The organism is Streptomyces sp. R35 (assembly GCF_041053035.1).
Lineage (GTDB): Bacteria > Actinomycetota > Actinomycetes > Streptomycetales > Streptomycetaceae > Streptomyces > Streptomyces lutosisoli.
The window spans coordinates 10,690,758-10,710,979 of record NZ_CP163440.1 but is presented as its reverse complement, the minus strand read 5'-3'; the positions used below and the strand labels follow the sequence as shown (position 1 = coordinate 10,710,979).

Here is a 20,222-nt window from a genome sequence, read left to right as displayed (position 1 = left end):
CGCACCGAGACAGGTAACGCTCGCCATGAATTTCGCTTCTCTGCCCGACCGCCGCGCCGAGTTCGACCCCCATGGGGCCGCGGTATCCGACGGGCACCAGTCCCTGACCAACACACAGTTGCTGAGCCGGGTTCGAACGGCAGCGCGTCAGCTCCAGGACCTCGGAATCGGTCCCGGTGACGTCGTCGCCCTCAAGTTGACGAACCGCGTCGAGTTCGTCCTCCTGCTGTTCGCGGCCTGGCGGCTCGGCGCCACCATCACACCGGTCAACCCGAGCATGACCGGCGTGGAGGTGGTTCGACAGCTCCAGGACTCGGCTGCGCGTCTGCTGGTGGTCGAGGACGGTGCGGCCGTAGTGGCGGACGGCGTTGCCGTACTCGCCGTCGGCGAACTGTACGAAGGAGCGGTGGAGCCGGATCAAGCGCCGCTTCTGGACCCCTCCACGCTGGCCCTGCTCATCTACACCAGCGGTACGACCGGTGTTCCCAAGGGTGTGATGCTCGACCACGCCAACATCGACGCCATGGTGGAGATGGGGCACCGGGCGTTGGAGGTCGGGCCGGCCGACCGGTGCCTGCTGATCCTGCCGCTCTTCCACGTCAACGGCATCGTGGTCAGCGTCCTGATGCCTCTGCTCGTGGGCGCGAGCGTCGTCATCGCGGGCCGCCGGTTCGATCCCCGCACCTTCTTCGACCTCGTCGAGCAGGAGCGCCCCACCTTCTTCAGCGCCGTGCCGACGATCTACAGCATGCTCGCGGCGCTCCCGGACGACGTGCGGCCCGACACATCGTCGCTGCGGTTCGGAGTCTGCGGCGCCGCCCCCGCCTCCGCCGAGCTGCTGACCCGGTTCGAGACCCGGTACGGCTTTCCACTCGTCGAGGGGTACGGGCTGTCCGAAGGGACCTGCGGCTCCACCATCAACCCCGTCGCGGGCCCTCGACGCGCAGGAACCGTGGGGCTTCCCTTCCCCGGCCAGGAGATCCGGATCATCGACGCCCACGGTATCGAGGTGGCGCCGGGCATCGACGGTGAGGTCGTCGTGAGGGGTGCCAACGTCATGCGGGGCTATCTCGGCCGTCCGGACGAAACGGCCAAGGTCATCATCGGCGGCTGGTTGCATACGGGCGACGTGGGCCACCTCGACGCCGAGGGCTATCTGACCCTGGTCGGGCGCTCGAAGGACATGATCATCCGCGGCGGCGAGAACATCTACCCCAAGGAGATCGAGGACGTCCTCACAGGCGACCCGTCGGTGCTCGAGGCCGCCGTGATCGGCGTGCCCGACGAAAAGTGGGGGGAGGTGGTCGTTGCCTACGTCCAGCCTCGCCCGGGTCTGACCGTTGATCCGGGGGCGCTGAAAGCGCTCTGCACGCGCAGTCTCACCGGCTACAAGCGCCCGACCTCGTTCGTCGTGGTGGAAGCCATCCCGAAGAACGCGGTCGGCAAGATCGACAAACCCTCGTTGCGGACTGCCCACGCCGCGGTCTCTGCCAGGTCCTGATCAATACGGTCACTCGGCAACGGCGGACGGAATCAGCTGTTCCGCCCAGATGACCTTCCCCTCGCGGTTGCGCCGCGTGCCCCAGCGTTCGGTGAGCTGGGCGACCAGGAGCAGGCCGCGGCCTCTCTCGTCGAACGCCCGGGCGCGGCGCAGATGCGGGGCGGTGCCACTGGCGTCGGAAACCTCGCACGTCACGGTGGACTGGAGGATCATCCGCAACTGGAAGGGGCTCTTGCCGCAGCGGATGGCATTCGTCACCAGTTCGCTGACCACGAGCTCCGTGGTGAAGGCCATCTCTTCCAGCCCCCAGGCGGCCAGCCGGCCCGAGGCGAAAGCGCGCGCCTCGGAGACGACGGCCGGATCCGAGGGGAGATCCAGTGTGGCGACGTGATCGGCGTCCAGCGCTCGGGTGCGTGCCACAAGCAGGGCGACGCCGTCGGCGGGGCGGCTGGGCAACAACAGCGCGCGGAGCATCCCGTCGCAGGTCTCCTCCAGGGACGCCGGCGCCTGAGCGAGCACGTCGGACACGACCGCGAGGGCGGCGTCCACGGCGCGAGCGCGGCTTTGGATGAGGCCGTCGGTATACAGCACCAGCAGACTGCCTGGGGCAGTTCGAGCTGGAACGCCCGGCGTTACCCCCAGGAGCGGTCCACCGCCCTCACTCTCCAGCGCAGCTTGCTGCCGCAGCACGTAACAGCACCGCAAGCAACCGGCTCGGGGCGGCAGCGCCGTATGGGCCGTGGTCATCACCAGCATGGCCGGGTTCATCACCGCGCTCGACAACCTGATCGTCACCACCGCCCTCCCCTCCATCCGCGAGGACCTAGGCGGCGGCCTCGAAGACCTCGAGTGGACGGTGAGCGCCTACACCCTCACCTTCGCGGTGCTGCTCATGTTCGGCGCCTCCCTGGGTGACCGCTTCGGCCGCCGAAGACTGTTCGCCATCGGGCTCGCGATCTTCACCGCCGCCTCCGCCGCGGCCGCGCTCGCCCCCGGGATGGGTGAACTGATCGCCGCCCGCGCGGCGCAGGGTGTCGGGGCCGCGATCGTCACTCCTCTCACCCTGACCCTGCTGGCGGCGGCCGTCCCCGCCGAACGGCGCGGCGCGGCCTTCGGCATCTGGGGCGCGGCCAGCGGCATAGCCGTCGCCACCGGACCGCTCATCGGCGGCACTCTCACCGAACACCTCTCCTGGCAGTGGATCTTCTGGGTGAACGTCCCGCTCGGCCTGGCACTGATCCCGCTGGCCCTGCTGCGGCTGGGCGAGAGCCACGGCCCGAACCCCAGCCTCGACCTTGTCGGCACAGTGCTGGCCAGCGGCGGTCTGTTCGGCATCGTCTACGCCCTGGTACGCGGCAACGCCGACGGCTGGACCAGCACCCCGGTCCTGGGCGGTTTCATCGCGGGCACGGCGCTGCTCGTCGGCTTCGTCCTCTACGAACTGCGCGCCACACACCCGATGCTGCCGATGCGCCTCTTCCGCCACCGCTCCTTCAGCGCCATCAACGCCGCCAGCCTGCTCATGTTCCTGGGCATGTTCGGAGCGATCTTCCTGCTCAGCCAGTACCTCCAGACCGTCGGCGGCTACTCCCCGATGGAAGCCGGCGTACGGATGCTGCCCTGGACCGCCATGCCCATGATCGCCGGGCCGCTGGCCGGGGCACTGTCCGACCGCATCGGCGGCGCTCCCGTCGTGACGGCGGGCATGGCCCTGAACGCGGTGGGCCTCGGGCTCTGGGCGCTGGCCGTCGAGCCCCAGGTGTCGTACACCGCACTGCTGCCTGCGCTGATCGTCTGTGGAATCGGCATGGGCATGTTCTTCGCTCCCAGCGCGAACCTCGTCATGAGCACGGTCCGCCCGGAGGAGCAGGGCATCGCCTCCGGCGCCAACAACGCGATCCGCGAGGTCGGCGGCGCCATCGGCGTCGCGTCGCTGGCGGCGGTCTTCTCCGCCCAGGGCGGCTACGGGTCCACATCGTTGTTCGTGGACGGGCTGGTGCCGGCGCTCTGGCTCGGGGCCGGTGCGGTCGCCCTGGCGGCGGCCCTGGCACTCCTGATGCCCAGGCAGCGCAATGCCGGCAGCCCGGCCGCGGGGGACGTCCTGGCCGATGCCCCGGTCTCGATCTGAGGCTCTTACCGAGGGGGCGGCCCAGCCAGTTGTGGCTGGACCGCCCCCTCGGCCTGCTTCCCTCACGGTCGCAGGGTCACCGGTTGGTCCCGTCGGCCAGGAAGGTCCGTAGATGCGCCATCAGCGCCGCCGGCTGCTCCTCCGGGATGAAGTGGCCGCATTCCGGGATCTCGGCACCGGTCACGTCGTCCGCGTAGGCGCGCCAGATCTCCAGCGTGGGCAGGCGGGCCGGGAGTCCCTCGGAACCCCACACAGCCAGCACCGGCATGGTGAGGCGGCGGCCTTCGGCGGCGTCGATGTCGTCGAGCGCGATGTCCTGCTCCATGGCCCGGTAGTCGTCGAAGCTCGCGCGCAGGGCACCCGGGCGGGAGAACGCGCGGACGTACCCGTCGACCGCTTCGGGTGTCAGCCCATGACGGTTGTAGGTCCACCGCTCGAAGAAGTACTCGAGATACCAGCGGATGTCCTGTCCCACGAGGCGCTCGGGCAGATCGGGCTGCATCTGGAACAGCCAGTGCCAGTACCCGGAGGCGAGTGAGGCGTCCATGCGGCGGAACATCTCCCGGGTGGGCACCACGTCGAGCACGGCCAGCCGCTCCACCTGCTCCGGACGGTCCAGCGCCCAGCGGTGCGCCACGCGGGCACCGCGGTCGTGACCCACGACCGCGGCCTTCTTGAAGCCGAGCGCTTCGACGAGGCCGGCCATGTCGGCAGCCATCCGCCGCTTGTCGTAACCGGTCGGCGGCTTGTCGCTCAGGCCGTAGCCACGCAGGTCGGGCGCCACAACGGTGTGGTCGGCGGCGAGATCCGCCAGCACCGGCCGCCAGCAGTCGGAGGTCTGCGGCCAGCCGTGGAGCAGAACGAGCAGAGGGCCGGATCCCGCTCGGACGTAGTGCAGGCGGACCCCGTCCACCTGCGCCACACCAGTGGTCGCTGTGGGCTGTCCCATGGATGCGCCTCCTCGGCACGAACTAACCCTCTTAGAGGGTTAAACCTAACGTGCAGAATGAAGGCGTGGCAACGGACGACATGTGGATCTGGGACGGCGGGCGGCTCTGCCTGGACTTCACCAACACCCTCCGCCATCGGTGGCGGCCCACGCCGGGGGAGACGCTCCGGAACCCGGGCGACCTGGCCCGCTGGCTTCAGAAGGCCGGCCTGCTCGCACCGGGCGCACCGGCCCCCGCGGATGCCGCCGTCCTGGCGTCGGGCCGACGACTGCGCGAGACGGTCGACCGGGCCGTACTCGCGGTCGCCGACGGCCGGCTGCCCTCGTCCGGCGACGTCACTCTGCTCAACCGCGCGGCAGCGGAGGCCCCCCGACCCGCCCTGCAGATCGCCGTTACGGACGGACGCCTGGAGCCCGCCGGCACCACGAGCACCGCCACCGATCCCGCAGCCGCGCTGGCACTGATCGCCCAGGACGCCGTCGATCTGCTCCTGTCCGCCGAGATCCGTCGCGTACGTGTCTGCGGCGCCGAGATGTGCGCCCTGCGCTTCCTGGACCGCTCCCCCGCCCACAACCGCCGCTGGTGCTCCATGTCCCGCTGCGGCAACCGCACCAAGGTCCGCCTCCACCAGGCCCGGGCCAGACGGAGTGAGCACACCCCGGCAGACTGAACCCGCAACGAACTCCCGGCACAACCACGCTCAGTTCACTCGGCGGGCCTCATACGAAAGGCGGGGCCGGGGACGCTCTCGACGTCTTCCGCCTGCACGGCGTGGCCTCGTTCGCAGCGGATCTGGGCGTCGACGTGCGCGCCGCATCCACGGTGTCGCGTCAGTACGGCCGGACCCTCCGGGTCGGCTCGGTAACGGTCACCCCACTGCAGGAGCCCCATCACGGCCGGAACCAGATCCATGCCCTTGGGCGTGATCACGTACTTCGGCCGACTCCGTGAGCCCGGCTCTTTGTAGGTCTCCGTGGCCAGGATCCCTTCCTCCACGAGCATCCGGAGCCGCGCCGCGAGGAGGTTGCGAGGACAGCCGAGGACACGTTCGAAGTCTCCGAAGCGGGACGAGCCGTACCAGACCTCGCGCAGGATCAGAATCGTCCACTTCTCACCCACGACCTCAAGGGTTCGGGCAATCGAGCAGTTCGACATGTCCCGGTCGAGACGGGGGTCCATGCCGGCGTCCTGAAGAGCTTCGGTCCTCGCATCCATGGGGGCGATTCTAACCTCACCTGAGTTTACTTTCCTATACTCAGTTAGTAGCGTCATGACCAGCACATCGAGCACCGAGAAACCCACCGCGAAGATCACGCAGAAAGGCGGCCGACATGAAGGCATTCGTCGTCGAGAAGTACGGCAAGGACGGCGCACGCGCCGCACAGGTACCTGAGCCCACCGTCGGGGACCGCGACGTCCTGGTCAGAGTGAGCGCCGCCAGCATCAACCCGCTGGACAAAATGGTCCGCAACGGGGAGTTCAAGCAGCTCCTGAAGTACAAACTCCCGTTCACGCTCGGCCACGACGTGGCCGGCGTCGTGACGCGGGTCGGCTCCGCCGTACGCAGCTTCAAAGTCGGCGACGAGGTCTACGCCCGCCCGCGCGACCTGCGGATCGGAGGCTTCGCGGAGTTCATCGCCATCGACGTGGACGATGTCGCGCCCAAGCCGGCCTCGCTCACCCCCCAAGAGGCAGCCGCCGTGCCGCTGGTGGCCCTGGCCGCCTGGCAGATTCTCGTCGACCGTGCCCATGTGAAGCCGGGCCAGAAGGTGCTCGTCCACGCCGGTGCCGGCGGCCTCGGGTCGACGGTCATCCAGCTCGCCAAGCACCTCGGCGCCACAGTGGCGACGACGACGGACACCGACACCGAGAAGCTGGTCAGGAGCCTCGGCGCCGACGTCGTCATCGACTACACCAAGGAAGACTTCTCGGAAGTACTGTCCGGCTACGACCTGGTGCTGGACTCCCTGGGCGGGGCGAACCTCGAGAAGTCGCTGACAGTACTGAAGCCCCGCGGCCTGGCCATCGGTGTCGTCGGCCCGCCGGACGCCGGGTTCGCCAAGCAGCTCGGCGCCCCCTCGTTCATGGGTGCGGTCATGAACACGCTCAGCCGCAAGATCCGCAAGCAGGCCAGGGCGCTGGGCGTGCGATACCAGTTCTTCTTCATGCAGGCCAACGGCTCCCAGCTGCGCAAGCTCGGTGCCCTCTACGACAGCGGGCAACTCCGCCCCGTCATCGACAGGACGTTCCCGTTCGACCAGACGCTCGAGGCGATGGCGTACGTCGAGCAGGGCCGCACCAAGGCCGGCAAGGTCGTGGTCTCCATGGTGCCCGAGAACGACTGAGGCAAGGCCGGCCACACAGCGGTCCATGGGCAACCGCTTCGCGGGGAGGCGCCCTTGTCGGCATCTCGGGGCCATTCCGCAGCGCCATACGCTCGTGGCGCAGCGCGCCACTCGGCTCTACGGCAGGCTTGCACCGGCGGCGTACCGGCTGTCGTGGACGGCATGGCTGACAGCATGGCTCCTGAGGATCCGCGCGCCGTAAGCGCGAGAGCGGCGGACATGCTCAGGCCGGCAGCGTCCGTCCGCCGAGCGACGCACGTTGCCAGTGGGGAGTGCGGTCCTTGTCGACCAGGGCCGCACGGACGCCCTCCAGGAAGTCCGGCGTGCGGATGGTCGTGCGCGTGAGGGCGAGTTCGGCGCCGAGGCACTCGCGCAACGTGCGCTGCCTCCCCCGGGCGAGCAGGGCGTGAGTGATCTCCAGGCTCTGCGGCGAGGCGGACTCCAAGGCGACCAACGCCGCTGCCGCCCAGGGGGTGTCGAGGCGGCGCAGGCGCTTCTCGATCTCGCCGAGGGCCGGCGCGCCGAACGCCCAGTCCACGTCCCCGCGTACCTCCGCCAGCCTGCTCTCCGCCACCGGGGAACGGCCGGCGAGGCGGTTCAGGACGACGTCGACCGGGTCGTCGAGGTTGTCGGCCAGGGCATCACTGACCGCGTCGAGCCCGTCCGCGGGGACGAAGTGCGTGGCCAGCCCCGTGTACAGGGCGTCGGCCGCGTCGAGCCGCTGCCCGGTCAGACCCAGGTACATGCCGATCGCGCCGGGCAGCCGCGGCAGAAAGTAGCTGGCCCCGATATCCGGGAAGAAGCCGATCCCGGTCTCGGGCATCGCCAGCACCGCGCGCTCGGTGACGACGCGGAAGCTGCCGTGGACGGACAGACCGAGACCGCCGCCCATGCACACGCCGTCGATGAGCGACACGACCGGCACGGGATACTCGGCGATCCGGGCGTTGAGCCGGTATTCGGAGGCGAAGAACCGCTCGCTGGCCTCGGCATCCCCGGCGAGGCTGTGCTCGCGGATCGTGCGGATGTCTCCACCGGCACAGAACGCCTTCGTGCTGGTACTGGCGATCAGCACAGCGGACAGCGGTGTGTCCTCCCACGCGGCGAGCACACGGGCGATGGCGGCGACCATGCCTGTCGTCAGGGCGTTGAGCGCCTTGGGCCGGTTCAGCAGGATGCGGCCGACGCCCCGATGGACATCGGCGAGAATCTCGACCGCTGCGGTATCAGTCACCGTCGTCACCTCGCCATCCGTGCGGACCTGCTGTCGTGGCCATCACGTTCCTCACTCGCCAGGTGTCAGGCGTAGATCTGCGCGTAGAGATCCTGGATCTCGTTCACGGTGGGTACGACGGGGTTGTTGGCCGGGGATCCGGACGCGAGCGCCTGCTCTGCCATGAGGGGCGACAGGCGGAACCACTCGTCCTTGTCGATGCCGTGGGCTCTTGGGGTGGGCACCTCAAGATCCTTGCACAGGGCTCGGAGCGCCTCCACGAACCTCTCGGCGGCCACGGCGTCGCTGTCGCCCTCGGTGGCGGCTCCGAGGGCGCGGGCGCAGTCGGCGTACCGGCTCTCGGCGGCGGGCACGGAGAACGCCGTCACCGCGGGGAAGAGCATCGCGTTCGACAGACCGTGGGCAACGTGGAAGTGAGCGCCGATCGGACGGCTCATGCCATGCACGAGCGCCACGCTGGAGTTGGAGAAGGCGATGCCGGCCTGGGTCGCTGCGAGCATCATCGCCTCGCGCGCCTCGATGTCTCCGCCGTCGGCGTAGACGCGGCGGAGGTGGCGGCCGATGGTCCGGATCGCGTTCAGGGCGAGGCCGTCGGAGAACGGGTTGGCCTTGCGGCTCACGTACGCCTCGACGGCATGGGTGAGCGCGTCGACACCGGTGTCGGCGGTCAGCCGGGACGGCATCGACAGGGTCAGTTCGAAGTCGACGACGGCGGCGACCGGCAGGAACGCCGACCCCGGGCAGAGCATCTTCTCGTCCGTCGCGCTGTCGGTGATGATGGTGAACTGGGTGGCCTCCGAGCCGCTGCCCGCGGTGGTCGGGACCGCGATCACCGGAAGCGCCGGGCCGAGGCTGGTGTGCGGGGCCTTGTAGTCCCGCATCCTGCCGCCCTGGACGCCCAGCAGCCCGAGGGCCTTGGCGGTGTCCATCGGGCTGCCACCGCCGAACCCGATCACCGAGTCCGCCCCGTGTTCCCGCAGCACGGCCAGGCCCGCCTCGAGCGAGTCGGTCGTCGGATCCGGGACGGTGCCGGCGAACAGGCACGGCTGTAGCCCGGCATCCCTCAGCGTCGACATCAGGCGTTCCGCCACACCCGTCCCGGCAAGGAACGCGTCCGTCACCAGCAAGGGGCGGTGCAGGCCCAACCCTTCGACGACGTCACCCAGCTCGCCGACGGCACCGCCGCCGACGCGCAGGATCCGCGGGAGGGAGAGGCTGGCAACCATGGTGGCCCTTTCGGCAAGAACAGCGGAGCATGTCGCGCCCGCTGCCCCGACTGTGCGGCCCCGCACCGTGTGCAAACAACCACCAATGGCGCACACCGACTGTGCAGAAACGCAGATACGGTGGGACTGTGCATCCCCACTCCCCGGACGAGAGCCCCGCTCCACGGCCGGCCGGCTCGCCTCGCTCCATCGACCCGCGCAGACTCCGCGCGGACGACCTGCGCTACCTGCTCGCGGTCTCCCGTACCGGACGCCTGGTGACAGCCGCCGACGCACTCGGGGTGGACCACACCACCGTGTCACGCCGTGTCGCCGCGCTGGAGAAGAGCATCGGCCTGCGCCTCATCGAGCGCGGCCCGGACGGATGGACGCTGACGGAGATCGGAAGAGCCATCTCGGACAGCGCGCGCGTGATCGAGGAGGCCATCGACCGCGTCGTCGACACCGTGGAGGGCCAGGACTCGCCGTCCCTGCACGGCACGGTGCGCGTCAGCGCGCCCGACGGCTTCGGCACCGCCTTCGCCACGCCCGCCCTCGTACGGGTGCGCCGCCAACACCCCAGGCTCCAGGTCGAACTCATCACCGCGACACGGCAGCTAGCCCTGCGCCCGTCCGGTTTCGATCTCGCCGTAGTCATCGGCGTTCCCTCCAGCAGCCGCCTGGTGACCGAGCACCTCACCGACTACACGCTGGGGCTCTACGCCTGCGACGACTACCTGGCCCAGTACGGCCGGCCGAAGTCGCTGGCGGAGCTGCGCGAGCACCCGCTCATCTTCTACATCGAGTCCATGCTGCAGGTCGGCGACCTCGACATCGAGCGCCACCTTCCCGGCATGACCCCCGCCTTCTCCTCGACGAACGTCTTCGCCCAACTCGAAGCCACCCGGCAGGGAGCCGGCATCGGCGTCCTTCCGGCCTTCCTGACCCAGCGGACGCAACTGCGCCGGCTGCTCCCCGACGAGATCGACATCCGGCTCCCCATCACCCTGGCCGTCCGCCGGGAGGCGGTGACACACGCCGCCGTGCGCGCCCTGTGGGCCGCGCTACGGCAAGAGGTCGCCGAACGGGCCGATGAACTGCTTCCGGAGTGAACGCCGGCGAGATGCAGGTGCGGTGGAATCCCGCCGATCGAACCACAGCCGACGCCTGGTCGCGGCGGTCAGGATCAGAGCCATGGCGTAGCCGAAAACCATCCTGATGATCGCCTGGGACGGAGGCCGGCCGCGCTTCAGCGAGGCAGCAGGGCCTCAACCTGCCCCCGGATGTCCTGCACGATCTCCTCGACGCTCAAGGCGATGTTCACGCTCGCCGCCGTGCTGAGGAACATCACGGCGGACACGATGTGTGCCAGCGTCGCGGCGTCGCCCTCTGCGACCCGCTCGTCTCGGCGCAGCACGGCGGCGACGGCCTCCTCGGTCTGCGCGACGATGGCGAGTGCCGCGCCGTGCCGGGGCTCCTCGGGGTCGCCGAAGACCATCTCTCGCAGGTAGGTACGTCCGTTGTCGATCTGGGTGCGGTTGCACTCCACGATCGGCCGGACGATCGCCAGCACCGCGTCCAGCACGCCCGGGACGCTCTCGGCGTCCGCCCGGCCCTGCTCAAGCGCTTCGGCGTACTTGGCGTTCTGCACGAGCAGGAGGAGTTCGCCCTTGGTCTTGGCGTAGAGGAACAGGGTCCCCGTGCCGATGTCGGCCTTGTCGGCGATCTGCTGGGTCGTGACGTCATCGATGCCGTGCTCGGCGAACAGCTCAGTGGCGGCCGCGACGATGCGGTCGAATTTCTCCTGCTTGTTCCGCTCGCGCCGTCCGACCGGCCGGGGGGCGACAGACATGGCGGTATCCTCCAGGAATAAGATTCTGACCGCAGTCAGTTATGATTACACTCGCTACCGCGTGGGCTCGAATATGGCTGTGCTCATTCTCCCATGACAGGGCGAGCAGTCATTGCTCCATCCGTGCAGAGCCACGCACTTCACATCCCCCCTGGAACGAAGGAACACCCATGCCCTCCCTCGATGGAGCAGTCGTCCTCGTCACCGGCGCCAATGGCGGCATCGGCACCCACTTCGTCCACGACGCCCTGGCACGCGGCGCCGCCAAGGTCTACGCCACCGCCCGTTCCCCCCGCGCCTGGGACGACGAACGCATCGTCCCCCTGACCCTTGACGTCACCGACCGCGCGTCGATCGACGCGGCCGTCGCCGCCGCGGCGGACGTCACCGTGCTCGTCAACAACGCGGGCGCCACCCCGCCGAGCGCGAGCCTGCTGGACGTCACCGAGGCGGACATCCGGGCGAACATGGAGACGAACTTCTTCGGACCAGTCCTCCTTGCCCGCGCCTTCGCACCGATCCTCGCCGCCAAGCAGGGGTCGGCCCTCGTCGACGTGCACTCCGTTGCCAGCTGGTACGCCTTCGGCGGCGTCTACAGCGCGTCCAAGGCCGCACTGTGGTCGGCCACCAACTCGCTGCGCATCGAGCTCGCACCCATGGGCATCCACGTGACGGGTGTGCACATGGGCTACGTCGACACCGACATGGCCGCGCACGCCGAGGGACCCAAGATGCTGCCGACGCAGCTGGTGACGACGGTCTACGACGCGGTCGAGGCCGGCGAGTACGAGGTCCTGGCCGACGAATTGACCCAGGGGGTCAAGGCGGCTCTGAGCGGCCCGGTCGAGGCGCTCTACCCGGACCTGCGCGGCACGAACGCCTGAACCTGTCCTTCGGTCCCGATGTGATCTCCTGACGTCGGGACCGCGTGATCCATGGGGTTCGACCAGGGCACTTCCCCGACACCACCCGCGGCCTGGTCGGCGTACGGGCCGCGCCACTCGGTGGTGAGCCCTCGTCAGTCGGCCTGTGCCCCGACGCGGGCGCCGACGCTCTCGAATTCGCCGGCGATACCGGGGCGCCGGTCGGCCACGGTACGGACGACGTCGAACACCACCGCGTCCGCGGCAGCGCCGATCCGTCGGTCGTCCTCGATGGTGACCGGGCTTCGCGCCATCGTTCCCCTCCCCCATCGGGCAGGCGTACGACGACCCAGATGGGACTCGCGACAAAGCGAGCACGGCCGCGGCATCTGCTGCGTACGTGCTCGCTTCCTGCCGGGTGTCAGCGTTGCTGGTTGGCGACGCCGATGTGGTGCCCGAGACGGTATTCGAAGTCGATGCCGGCCTGTTCGGCGACGGCCTGCGTGCCTGCGGCCCGGGTGAGGAAACCGGGAAGGGTGAGGGAGTGGGCGAACTCGCCGTACGCGGCGACCAGGTCCGCGTCCGGGGGCAGGGATGCCCGGTTGATCTGGGCTTTGGCCGAGGCGAGTGAGGTGCGGTCGAAGGAGGCGAGCCGGGCGGCGACGGTGCCGACGAAAGCGTCGAGTTCGCTGTCGGGGAGGGCGCGGGTGACCCAGCCCCAGCGCTCGGCGGTGTCGGCGTCGTAGTCGTCGCTGGTGAGGATGGCTTCCAGGGCGCGGTCGCGTCCGATGGCCCGGGGGAGGCGTTCGGTGCCGCCACCGCCGGGCAGCAGTCCGCTGCCTACCTCGGGCTGTCCGAAGATCGCCTTCTCACGACTGGCATAGCGCAGATCGAGGGCGAGGGCGAGCTCGTTCCCGCCGCCGCGGGTGCGTCCCCGGATGGCCGCGATGGTGATGTAGGGCGCTTTGGAGAGTTCCAGGACCAGATTCGTCCATGCCGGCGCCGCTTCCGGGTCCTCGGGGGCGGGGAAGTCGGCGGCGGCAGCCAGGTCGAAGTGGTTGTAGAAGAAGTCGGGGGTGGCGCTGTCGAACAGCACGACCTGGATGTCCGGGTCGGTGGCCAGTTCTTCGACGATCTCGATGAGGCGCAGGACGGTCTCGCCGGTGATGAGGTTGACGGGCGGGTTGGCGAAGGTGATCTTCGCGATCTGCGGTGAGGTGCGCTCGTAGTGGATGGTGCTGTGCTCGCTCATGGCTGGCTCCGGATACGGATTCGGATACGTGACGGGTGTCAGACGGCGACGGGGGCGCGAGGAGGGCGGGGAAGCGTGGCGCGGATGCATTGCTGAGCAGAGCCCGCGCCGCTCACTCCTCGTAGTGCGGGAGGATGTCGCCGTTCTTGACGTAGGTGAGGGCGGCGGTGACGTCGTAGGCGTGGATCGCGGAGACCTGCGATGCCAGCCGGTCGGACAGGTCCTCGACCAGGTTGCCGGTGAAGAAGGCGTCCCGTGCTGCGGTGTCGGCGAACCCGAGGCTGACCGAGGCGTGGAAGTGCTGGTCGTGGGGGTTGTCGTGGGCGACGTCCGGGGTGTCCCAGAGCTTTTTCGTCCAGGGCAGGAACGTCTGCGTGCGCAGTTCCGTCGGCGCTCCGGTGCCGGCGAGCGCGGGGGCGAGCTGCTCGTTGACGAACTTCCGGAAGGCGCCGGCGCCGACGCCGTCCCTGCGGCGAAGGTAGATCAGCGCGCGGGCACCGACCGTCTGTCCGGGGCCTGCGACGTCGTACCAGCGGGATGAGTTCGGCGGGCCGGCGTAGAGCAGGGTGCGGCGGAACACGTTGATCTCGTCGGCATAGGCCAGCTTCGTCTGCTTGCGCCCTTTCAGGGGTGCAAGCGCCGATTGGAAGGTGACTTCCGCGACGCCGTCGATCTTCCGGTCGGCGGGGATCGCGGTCTGGACCCCGTCGATAGCCGGCCACCGGCCCGGGTTGTGCTCGGCGAGGTGGATCTGCCGGTACTCCTCCAGGCCCGGGGTGGCGGAGATGATCCCTGAGTGCGGGCCCTTCCAGTGGTCCATGCCGGTCTGGCGGGGCTGGTCGGTGCGCACCCACAGCAGGATCGAGGAGGTGAGAGGCTTCTTCACTTCCGGGGGCGCGGCGGCCGGTGACGTGCTCATGAGGGCCTTTTTCCTGGTCAAGTGGTGGTCATCGGGCCAGGAACTCGACCGCTACGGGGGCGAACTCCTGGTGGTACTGGAAGATGCCGCCGTGCCCGGAGTCGGGGTAGATGATCAGCTCACTGCCCTTGATGCGCCGGTGCAGGTCCTCCGACAGGACCGACGGCACCATGCGGTCGTTGTCGCCGTTGGCGATCAGGGTGGGCTGCGTGATCGACGACAGGTCGTCGGGGGTGGAGCGCCCCCACTTCTTGATCGCCTTCAGCTGCGTCTGGAACGCCTTGGTCTTGATGTCCGCGTCGCGGTCGACGGTGCGCTCCTTGAGCCGGTTGACGAACGCGCGCGCGGCGGGCTTGCCGGTGGCGTTGCGGTTGAAGAACAGGAACTCCTTGGGGTCCGAACGGGTCAAGGTGGCGCGCAGGATGTCCCAGTAGGTGATTCTGGCGACCTTGTCCATGTCCTTGCCGCCCTTGGGCCCGGTGCCGGTGAGGACCAGCTTGCGGACGAGCTCGGGGTGCTTGACCACCAGGGCCTGGGCGACCATGCCGCCGAGGGAGAAGGAGAAGACGTCGATCTTGTCGTACCCGAGCACCCTGATGAAGGTGTAGGCGTCGTCGGCCATCGCCTCGACACTGTCCGGCACCTGGCCGGTGGATGCCCCGACGCCGCGGTTGTCGAAGGCGATGACGTGACGGCCCTTCGCGATGGGATCGATGATGCGGGGGTCCCAGTTGTCCAGGGTCGCGGCGAGGTGGACGAAGAAGACGACGGGGATGCCGCCCTTCGGTCCCAGCTCGCGGTAGGCGTAGGTGACGCCGCCAGCGGTGACGGTGCGGGCCGGGGCCTTCGCGTAGGAGGTGATGACGGCTTCGTTCGGGGTGTCGGTGCTGCTCATGGCGGATTCTCCTGGTCTGTTTCGTGTCGCCCGTCGCGGTTGCGGCGGGTCAGCTGCTGCCGATGACGGCCTTGCCGCGGATGCCGCCCTGGGACAGGGACTGCAGCGCCTGCGGGGTCTGGTCGAAGCCAGCCACCTTTCCCACGACCGGGCGCACCACGCCCTGGTCGATGAGGGTGGTGATCTGGCGGAGCTGGTCGCCGCTGGCGCGCATGAGCAGGAACTCGTACGTCACGCCGAGCTTCTTCGCCTGCTTACGGATCTTGCGGCTCAGGGCGGCGACCGCCAGGCGCAGCAGCGGGTTGAGGCCGGCCTCGCGCGCGAAAGTGGGCTCCGGGGGACCGGCGATCCCGATGGCTTTGCCGCCGGGCTTGAGCACCCGCAGGGACTTCTCGAGAGTCTCCCCACCGATGCTGTCCAACACCAGGTCGTAGCCGGTCAGGAGCTGCTCGAAGTCCTGGGTGCGGTAATCGATCACCGTGTCCGCGCCGAGCGCGCGCACGAAGTGCTCGTTGGAAGCGCTGGCGGTCGTGGCGACGTGCGCACCGAGGTGCGCGGCGAGCTGGATCGCGATCGAACCGACCCCGCCGGCGCCGGCGTGGATGAGAACCTTCTGCCCGGGCCGTACCTTCCCGCGCTCCACCAGCGCCTGCCACGCCGTGAGCGCCACCAGCGGCAGCGAGCCGGCCTCATTCATGCTGATCGAGGCGGGCTTGAGCGCCAGGTCGCCCTCCGCGACGGCGATGCGTTCGGCGAAGGTGCCGATGCGGTCCTGGTCGGGCCGACCGTAGACCTCGTCTCCGGGCTTGAAGCCGCGAACCGCTGTCCCGACGCCTATGACGGTGCCCGCGACGTCGTTGCCCAGGATCAGCGGCAGCTTGTAGGGCAGGATCTGCTTGAACTCACCGGCGCGGATCTTCTCATCCAGCGGGTTCAGCCCGGCGGCCTCCACCCGGACGAGCACGTCGTGCTCCCCCACGGTGGGCTCGGGGACCTCCACCTCCTGCAGCGGCTCCTTGTACTTGGTGACGACGAACGCTCTCATGGGGCGCCACTCCTAGTCTTCGTCCTATTTGTCCAGGTTTGAGATTGGATCGGCAAACTCGGTGCGACATCCGGGACCTCGCCCCACCCGACCAATCCGAGTACACTCAACTATGAGTCCACTCAGAAATTTTGTCAAGGGAGGTCCCCATGGGAAGCGGTCACATGCCGATCGGGCGCCGCGAGAGGGCCAAACAGGACAAGCGCGAGCGCATCATGACCGCAGCCCGCGAGCTGTTCGTCGAACACGGCGTCGACAAGGTCACGACGCAGCAGGTCGCCCGCCGGGCCGATGTCGCGATCGGGACGCTCTACCTGTACGCGTCCACCAAGGCCGAGTTGCTGATCATGGTGCAGAACGAGAAGTTCGCCGCCGCCGTCGATTCCGGCCTCGCCGCCGCGAACACCGCCGTCGGACAGGGCGCGCTGGAGCGGGTCATCGCTCTCATCCGTCCCGTCGTGGAGTGCGTGAGGGAGCACATCGAGAACGGCCGCACATACCTGCACGAACTCGTCTTCGGCGACCCGGCCGAGCCCTACCGGCAAGCGGGCCTGGCCCTTGCCGGCCGCCTCGAGGACGGCATCACCGGCCTGCTCACCCGCGACGAGCACATCGGTGCCGCCGACGCGGCAACGCTGGCGCGGGTGATCACCGCGATCATCCACATCAGCACCACCGCCACCGTGTACCTGCACCGCAGCGACGATGCCGTCCTCGCCGACATCCGCGACCAGATCCACGCCACCCTGGCACCCCACCACCGCGCCGCATGACCGCTCGCTCCACGCGCCACCCATCAAACCCCCGGAAAGGGGGCACCTCATGAGCACGCACTACGGCGTCGTCGCCCTCGGCGCCGGAACAGCGGGTACGTCACCGCGATCCGCGCCGCGCAACTCGGCAAGACCACTCGGCTGCGGTCAGGCTTCCGGGCCCCCCGCCTCCGACCCGTCGACGTTGCCGTGTGCCAGTGACGCAAGAATCCCCGCGCGGCAGACATCGAGGATTTCGTCCGCCAGCGGAGAACCGTCCGGGCATGCGCGCGACAACATGACCGCGCCCACCGAGTGGGCGAGCATGTCGATCACCATGGTGCGGGTCGCGCGCTGGTCCGCATCCCCCGGCGTATCACTCTGAGCCTGAAGAGCCGTCAGCAGGTTCTCGATCCCGGCTGCGAACTCTGTTTTGATGTCCGCCGGCTGGCGTGCGGCGTCGCCACTCAGGGCCGCGATGGTGCAGCCGTCACCGCACCCGTCGCGATGCTCCCGCGAGACGTAGCGCTCGACGAACTCGGCGGGGTCCAGGCCTTCCGCCCGTGCCGCGGTCTGCGCGAGCCCGCTTACGGACGCTTCGGCCATCAGGTCGGCCTTGGAGCGGAAGTGCTTGTAGAACCCGCCATGCGTGAACCCGGCGGCCGCCATCAGTTCCGCCACACCGACACCGTCATATCCGCGCTCACGGAACAGCCTGGCGGCTGTCGCGACGATGTGGGCACGGTTGCGCTCTGCCTGCGCCTTGGTGACCCGCACGATCGGCCGCCCCTTCCTCAATTGACGCTCTGCGGTCAAGCGTACATAGATGTCGATCGACATCAAAGGTCTTGACTTATTGAATTACGATCGTCATTCTATTGCTTACCTGCTCCAGAAAGGCCCAGACCATGAGTGACACCCATGTGACCGCACCGACCCAGTACATCGATGTCGACGGCGACCGATTCGCCTACCGCCGCTGGGGCAAGCCCTCCGGAGTCCCGATCTTCCTGGTCCAGCACTTCCGCGGGGGAATGGACAACTGGGACCCGCTGCTCACCGACGGCCTGGCCGAAGGCCGTGAGGTCATCCTGTTCAACGGCCGCGGCATCGCCTCGTCATCGGGCACGCCGCGTAACCGGATGGAGGACATGGCCGACGACATCGCCGCGGTCATCCGGGCACTGGGACTGGAGCAGGTCGACCTGCTCGGCTTCTCGCTCGGCGGCTACCAGGCTCAGGAGGTCACGCTGCGCCACCCCCAGCTGGTACGCAAGCTCCTCCTGCTCGGCACCGGCCTCCGAGGCGGGGACCCGACAAGTGACCCCCAGGTGCCTCAGTACGCCCTGAACCCGGTCCCCACCCTGGAGGACTTCCTCTTCCTGTTCTTCGGCCGCTCGGAAGCCGCGAAGCAAGCGGGCAAGGCCTTCTGGGAGCGACGTCACCAGCGGGCCGACCAGGACCCGCCGAGCTCGCCCGCAGTCGCACAGGCGCAGTTCGAAGCGACCATCGCCTACGCGGAACCGCTGCCGGGCGAGAACCCCTACGCCCACCTGAACGCGATCACCCAGCCGACGCTGGTCCTCAACGGCGAGAACGACGTGATGATCGCCTCGATCAACTCCTGGCACCTCGCCCAGAACATCCCCAACGCGCAACTGCTGATCTACCCCGATGCCGGGCATGGAGCGCAGTTCCAGTATCCCGAGCGGTTCCTGAAGCACGCCATTCAGTTCCTCGAGGAGTAGCACCCGTGCAGTCGCTGATGCCCGGTGTGCAATGACGGCCCAGCCCAACGGGTCCCAGGACTGCGACAAGCACGCCTTCTCATCCATGAAGTCATGTGCGCCTCCACGGTCGCGGACACAGGACAGTCCGGCGGCCGGATCGCCGCCGATCCCGTCGGCCTGACCAGTTGCTCGGCAAGCCGACAGGCCTACCGGTACGGCCGGCCGAGGCAGGCAAGCCCGCGCGATGCAGGCAGGGCGCACTGGTGCCCTGCTGTCGCGCCCGCACCCACCGCCACGCGACCGCACCGAAGCCACGCTGGACGCGGCGGCAGAATCCCCGGATCGCCGCGCGGACGCCGCCCACTGGCGCGTCCGCACGCACTCGCCCCACCGGCCCCGGGCGGTCCGGTCCACAGATCGCGACCCGCCCGGCAGGCGCCCTGAAGGATCCATGCCCGATGCCCCGTCATGGGCCTCCGCGCATCCATCAGCCGACTCCGACTCATCTGAGTTTACTTTCATATACTCAGCCACTAGCGTCATGACCAGTACATCGACCCGCCCGCCGCGGGGGAACGCGGCACGGCACCCGCCCGACAAGGAGCAGCACCATGGCAGTAAGCCAAGAGGCACACGAGTTCGCGGAGTTCCTCGCGAGCGTGAGCGCGAAGTCGTCGACACCCGGTCTCGACCTGGCCGTCATCCGCGACATCGTGGACTCGAACCACAAGGCGTCGACCGAGCCGGAAGGCGTCACGTACGCCGAGGTGGACGCGGGCGGCGTCCCCGCCCTGTGGGCCATCCCCGAGGGCGCCGACCCCGACAAGGCACTGCTCCACTTCCACTTCGGCGGATCCGTCACCGCCTCCATGCACTCCGACCGCAAGGCCGCCGGCCACATCGCCAAGGCAGCCGGAGCCCGCTCCCTCGTCGTGGACTTCCGCCTGGCGCCCGAACACCCCTACCCCGCGCAGCTCGACGACGCCGAGACCGCCTACCGCTGGCTGCTCTCGCAGGGCTACGAGCCGCGGAACATCGGCAGCACGGGCCACTCGATCGGCGGCACCCTCGCGGTGCTGCTCCCGCTGCGCCTGCTCGCGCAGGGCGAGGCGACCCCGGGCGCGATCGTCAGCGTCTCACCCTGGACCGACCTCACCATCCAGAACGCGTCGGTGGACGAGAACGAGGACAACGACAAGATGCTCAGCAGGAACACCCTCGAACTCTTCCGAGCAGCCTGGCTCCAGGATCCCGGAGTGGACTTCGCCGACCCCGCGATCAGCCTCGTGAACGCCGATCTGACCGGCCTGCCGCCCACGGTCGTCCACTACGGCGAGTACGAGACCCTCGCCGACGACGGCGCCGAACTCGGCCGCCGCCTCGCGGACTTCAAGGTCACTTCCGAGGTCCACCCGCTGCCTGAGGGACAGCACTCGTTCGTCCTGGGCGCGGGGCGCGTACCCGAGGTGGACGAGGCGATCCAGCAGATGGGTCAGTGGCTCCGCAAGCACCTCGGCGCGTGAGCTCAAGCCGCACCTGGCGGAGAGGCCT

21 protein-coding genes are annotated in these 20,222 nt (G+C 69.0%); 9 read left to right on the top strand and 12 right to left on the bottom strand.

What is annotated here, in order from left to right; translation table 11 throughout:
• Positions 1–25 precede the first annotated feature (25 nt).
• Positions 26–1,501 (top strand): class I adenylate-forming enzyme family protein, encoded by a 1,476-nt coding sequence (locus AB5J50_RS48190; RefSeq protein ID WP_369264854.1) that lies wholly within the window; start codon positions 26–28, stop codon positions 1,499–1,501.
• A 9-nt stretch (positions 1,502–1,510) separates the two neighbouring features.
• Here AB5J50_RS48190 and AB5J50_RS48185 read toward each other — a convergent pair whose 3' ends face one another.
• Positions 1,511–2,248 carry an ATP-binding protein gene (locus AB5J50_RS48185; protein ID WP_369265718.1) on the bottom strand — a complete coding sequence of 246 codons (738 nt, stop codon included), beginning with the start codon at positions 2,246–2,248 and terminating at the stop codon, positions 1,511–1,513.
• Between AB5J50_RS48185 and AB5J50_RS48180 the strand changes: the two genes are divergently transcribed.
• Positions 2,241–3,629 (top strand): DHA2 family efflux MFS transporter permease subunit, encoded by a 1,389-nt coding sequence (locus tag AB5J50_RS48180; protein WP_369264853.1) that lies wholly within the window; start codon positions 2,241–2,243, stop codon positions 3,627–3,629. The genes AB5J50_RS48185 and AB5J50_RS48180 overlap by 8 nt on opposite strands.
• 76 nt (positions 3,630–3,705) lie before the next feature.
• On the opposite strand, the gene AB5J50_RS48175 is transcribed toward AB5J50_RS48180, so the two are convergent.
• Positions 3,706–4,578 (bottom strand): alpha/beta fold hydrolase, encoded by an 873-nt coding sequence (locus AB5J50_RS48175; RefSeq protein ID WP_369264852.1) that lies wholly within the window; start codon positions 4,576–4,578, stop codon positions 3,706–3,708.
• A gap of 65 nt (positions 4,579–4,643) precedes the next feature.
• Here AB5J50_RS48175 and AB5J50_RS48170 point away from each other — a divergent pair, with 65 nt between their 5' ends.
• Positions 4,644–5,249 (top strand): ABATE domain-containing protein, encoded by a 606-nt coding sequence (locus tag AB5J50_RS48170; RefSeq protein WP_369264851.1) that lies wholly within the window; start codon positions 4,644–4,646, stop codon positions 5,247–5,249.
• Positions 5,250–5,284: 35 nt separating this feature from the next.
• On the opposite strand, the gene AB5J50_RS48165 is transcribed toward AB5J50_RS48170, so the two are convergent.
• Entirely contained in the window at positions 5,285–5,893 is a 609-nt protein-coding gene (locus AB5J50_RS48165) for a winged helix-turn-helix transcriptional regulator (protein ID WP_369264850.1), read from the bottom strand.
• A 17-nt stretch (positions 5,894–5,910) separates the two neighbouring features.
• Here AB5J50_RS48165 and AB5J50_RS48160 point away from each other — a divergent pair, with 17 nt between their 5' ends.
• Entirely contained in the window at positions 5,911–6,924 is a 1,014-nt protein-coding gene (locus AB5J50_RS48160) for an NADP-dependent oxidoreductase (RefSeq protein ID WP_369264849.1), read from the top strand.
• Between the two features lie 223 nt (positions 6,925–7,147).
• Here the strand turns inward: AB5J50_RS48160 and AB5J50_RS48155 are convergent, their stop codons facing one another.
• Both AB5J50_RS48155 and AB5J50_RS48150 read right to left on the bottom strand, forming a co-directional pair.
• Positions 7,148–8,158, bottom strand: coding sequence for an enoyl-CoA hydratase/isomerase family protein (locus AB5J50_RS48155; RefSeq protein WP_369264848.1), 1,011 nt, complete (start codon positions 8,156–8,158; stop codon positions 7,148–7,150).
• Between the two features lie 65 nt (positions 8,159–8,223).
• A complete protein-coding gene (locus AB5J50_RS48150) occupies positions 8,224–9,384 on the bottom strand; it encodes an iron-containing alcohol dehydrogenase (RefSeq protein ID WP_369264847.1) in 1,161 nt (386 codons plus the stop codon).
• A 128-nt stretch (positions 9,385–9,512) separates the two neighbouring features.
• On the opposite strand from AB5J50_RS48150, the gene AB5J50_RS48145 reads away from it, so the two are divergent.
• Positions 9,513–10,475, top strand: coding sequence for a LysR family transcriptional regulator (locus AB5J50_RS48145; protein ID WP_369264846.1), 963 nt, complete (start codon positions 9,513–9,515; stop codon positions 10,473–10,475).
• Between the two features lie 137 nt (positions 10,476–10,612).
• On the opposite strand, the gene AB5J50_RS48140 is transcribed toward AB5J50_RS48145, so the two are convergent.
• Positions 10,613–11,215 (bottom strand): TetR/AcrR family transcriptional regulator, encoded by a 603-nt coding sequence (locus tag AB5J50_RS48140; RefSeq protein WP_369264845.1) that lies wholly within the window; start codon positions 11,213–11,215, stop codon positions 10,613–10,615.
• A 170-nt stretch (positions 11,216–11,385) separates the two neighbouring features.
• Between AB5J50_RS48140 and AB5J50_RS48135 the strand changes: the two genes are divergently transcribed.
• Entirely contained in the window at positions 11,386–12,099 is a 714-nt protein-coding gene (locus AB5J50_RS48135; protein WP_369264844.1) for an SDR family oxidoreductase, read from the top strand.
• A gap of 134 nt (positions 12,100–12,233) precedes the next feature.
• On the opposite strand, the gene AB5J50_RS48130 is transcribed toward AB5J50_RS48135, so the two are convergent.
• The 5 genes from AB5J50_RS48130 to AB5J50_RS48110 form a co-directional block, all read right to left on the bottom strand.
• Positions 12,234–12,392, bottom strand: a complete 159-nt coding sequence (locus AB5J50_RS48130; protein ID WP_369264843.1) for a hypothetical protein — start codon at positions 12,390–12,392, stop codon at positions 12,234–12,236.
• 107 nt (positions 12,393–12,499) lie between these two features.
• Positions 12,500–13,330 (bottom strand): enoyl-CoA hydratase/isomerase family protein, encoded by an 831-nt coding sequence (locus tag AB5J50_RS48125; protein WP_369264842.1) that lies wholly within the window; start codon positions 13,328–13,330, stop codon positions 12,500–12,502.
• A gap of 112 nt (positions 13,331–13,442) precedes the next feature.
• The gene (locus AB5J50_RS48120) at positions 13,443–14,249 is read right to left on the bottom strand and encodes a strictosidine synthase (RefSeq protein WP_369264841.1); all 807 of its coding nucleotides are present in this window, start codon (positions 14,247–14,249) and stop codon (positions 13,443–13,445) included.
• A 28-nt stretch (positions 14,250–14,277) separates the two neighbouring features.
• Positions 14,278–15,144 carry an alpha/beta fold hydrolase gene (locus tag AB5J50_RS48115; protein WP_369264840.1) on the bottom strand — a complete coding sequence of 289 codons (867 nt, stop codon included), beginning with the start codon at positions 15,142–15,144 and terminating at the stop codon, positions 14,278–14,280.
• A 49-nt stretch (positions 15,145–15,193) separates the two neighbouring features.
• On the bottom strand, positions 15,194–16,189 hold the full coding sequence (locus AB5J50_RS48110; RefSeq protein WP_369264839.1) for an NADP-dependent oxidoreductase: 996 nt from the start codon (positions 16,187–16,189) through the stop codon (positions 15,194–15,196).
• A gap of 149 nt (positions 16,190–16,338) precedes the next feature.
• Here AB5J50_RS48110 and AB5J50_RS48105 point away from each other — a divergent pair, with 149 nt between their 5' ends.
• A complete protein-coding gene (locus AB5J50_RS48105; protein WP_369264838.1) occupies positions 16,339–16,962 on the top strand; it encodes a TetR/AcrR family transcriptional regulator in 624 nt (207 codons plus the stop codon).
• 147 nt (positions 16,963–17,109) lie between these two features.
• Here AB5J50_RS48105 and AB5J50_RS48100 read toward each other — a convergent pair whose 3' ends face one another.
• Positions 17,110–17,781, bottom strand: coding sequence for a TetR/AcrR family transcriptional regulator (locus tag AB5J50_RS48100; protein ID WP_369264837.1), 672 nt, complete (start codon positions 17,779–17,781; stop codon positions 17,110–17,112).
• Between the two features lie 68 nt (positions 17,782–17,849).
• Between AB5J50_RS48100 and AB5J50_RS48095 the strand changes: the two genes are divergently transcribed.
• Together AB5J50_RS48095 and AB5J50_RS48090 are read left to right on the top strand one after the other, a co-directional pair.
• The gene (locus AB5J50_RS48095; protein WP_369264835.1) at positions 17,850–18,689 is read left to right on the top strand and encodes an alpha/beta fold hydrolase; all 840 of its coding nucleotides are present in this window, start codon (positions 17,850–17,852) and stop codon (positions 18,687–18,689) included.
• A 593-nt stretch (positions 18,690–19,282) separates the two neighbouring features.
• Complete coding sequence (locus tag AB5J50_RS48090) at positions 19,283–20,194, top strand: alpha/beta hydrolase fold domain-containing protein (RefSeq protein WP_369264834.1); 912 nt, start codon at positions 19,283–19,285, stop codon at positions 20,192–20,194.
• Positions 20,195–20,222: the final 28 nt, after the last annotated feature.

Coding starts and splice junctions, on each gene's coding strand:
- AB5J50_RS48190 (WP_369264854.1), top strand. CDS start 26: ATGAATTTCGCTTCTCTGCCCGACCGCCGCGCCGAGTTCGACCCCCAT.
- AB5J50_RS48185 (WP_369265718.1), bottom strand. CDS start 2,248: ATGACCACGGCCCATACGGCGCTGCCGCCCCGAGCCGGTTGCTTGCGG.
- AB5J50_RS48175 (WP_369264852.1), bottom strand. CDS start 4,578: ATGGGACAGCCCACAGCGACCACTGGTGTGGCGCAGGTGGACGGGGTC.
- AB5J50_RS48160 (WP_369264849.1), top strand. CDS start 5,911: ATGAAGGCATTCGTCGTCGAGAAGTACGGCAAGGACGGCGCACGCGCC.
- AB5J50_RS48150 (WP_369264847.1), bottom strand. CDS start 9,384: ATGGTTGCCAGCCTCTCCCTCCCGCGGATCCTGCGCGTCGGCGGCGGT.
- AB5J50_RS48140 (WP_369264845.1), bottom strand. CDS start 11,215: ATGTCTGTCGCCCCCCGGCCGGTCGGACGGCGCGAGCGGAACAAGCAG.
- AB5J50_RS48135 (WP_369264844.1), top strand. CDS start 11,386: ATGCCCTCCCTCGATGGAGCAGTCGTCCTCGTCACCGGCGCCAATGGC.
- AB5J50_RS48130 (WP_369264843.1), bottom strand. CDS start 12,392: ATGGCGCGAAGCCCGGTCACCATCGAGGACGACCGACGGATCGGCGCT.
- AB5J50_RS48125 (WP_369264842.1), bottom strand. CDS start 13,330: ATGAGCGAGCACAGCACCATCCACTACGAGCGCACCTCACCGCAGATC.
- AB5J50_RS48120 (WP_369264841.1), bottom strand. CDS start 14,249: ATGAGCACGTCACCGGCCGCCGCGCCCCCGGAAGTGAAGAAGCCTCTC.
- AB5J50_RS48115 (WP_369264840.1), bottom strand. CDS start 15,144: ATGAGCAGCACCGACACCCCGAACGAAGCCGTCATCACCTCCTACGCG.
- AB5J50_RS48110 (WP_369264839.1), bottom strand. CDS start 16,189: ATGAGAGCGTTCGTCGTCACCAAGTACAAGGAGCCGCTGCAGGAGGTG.
- AB5J50_RS48105 (WP_369264838.1), top strand. CDS start 16,339: ATGGGAAGCGGTCACATGCCGATCGGGCGCCGCGAGAGGGCCAAACAG.
- AB5J50_RS48100 (WP_369264837.1), bottom strand. CDS start 17,781: ATGTCGATCGACATCTATGTACGCTTGACCGCAGAGCGTCAATTGAGG.
- AB5J50_RS48095 (WP_369264835.1), top strand. CDS start 17,850: ATGAGTGACACCCATGTGACCGCACCGACCCAGTACATCGATGTCGAC.
- AB5J50_RS48090 (WP_369264834.1), top strand. CDS start 19,283: ATGGCAGTAAGCCAAGAGGCACACGAGTTCGCGGAGTTCCTCGCGAGC.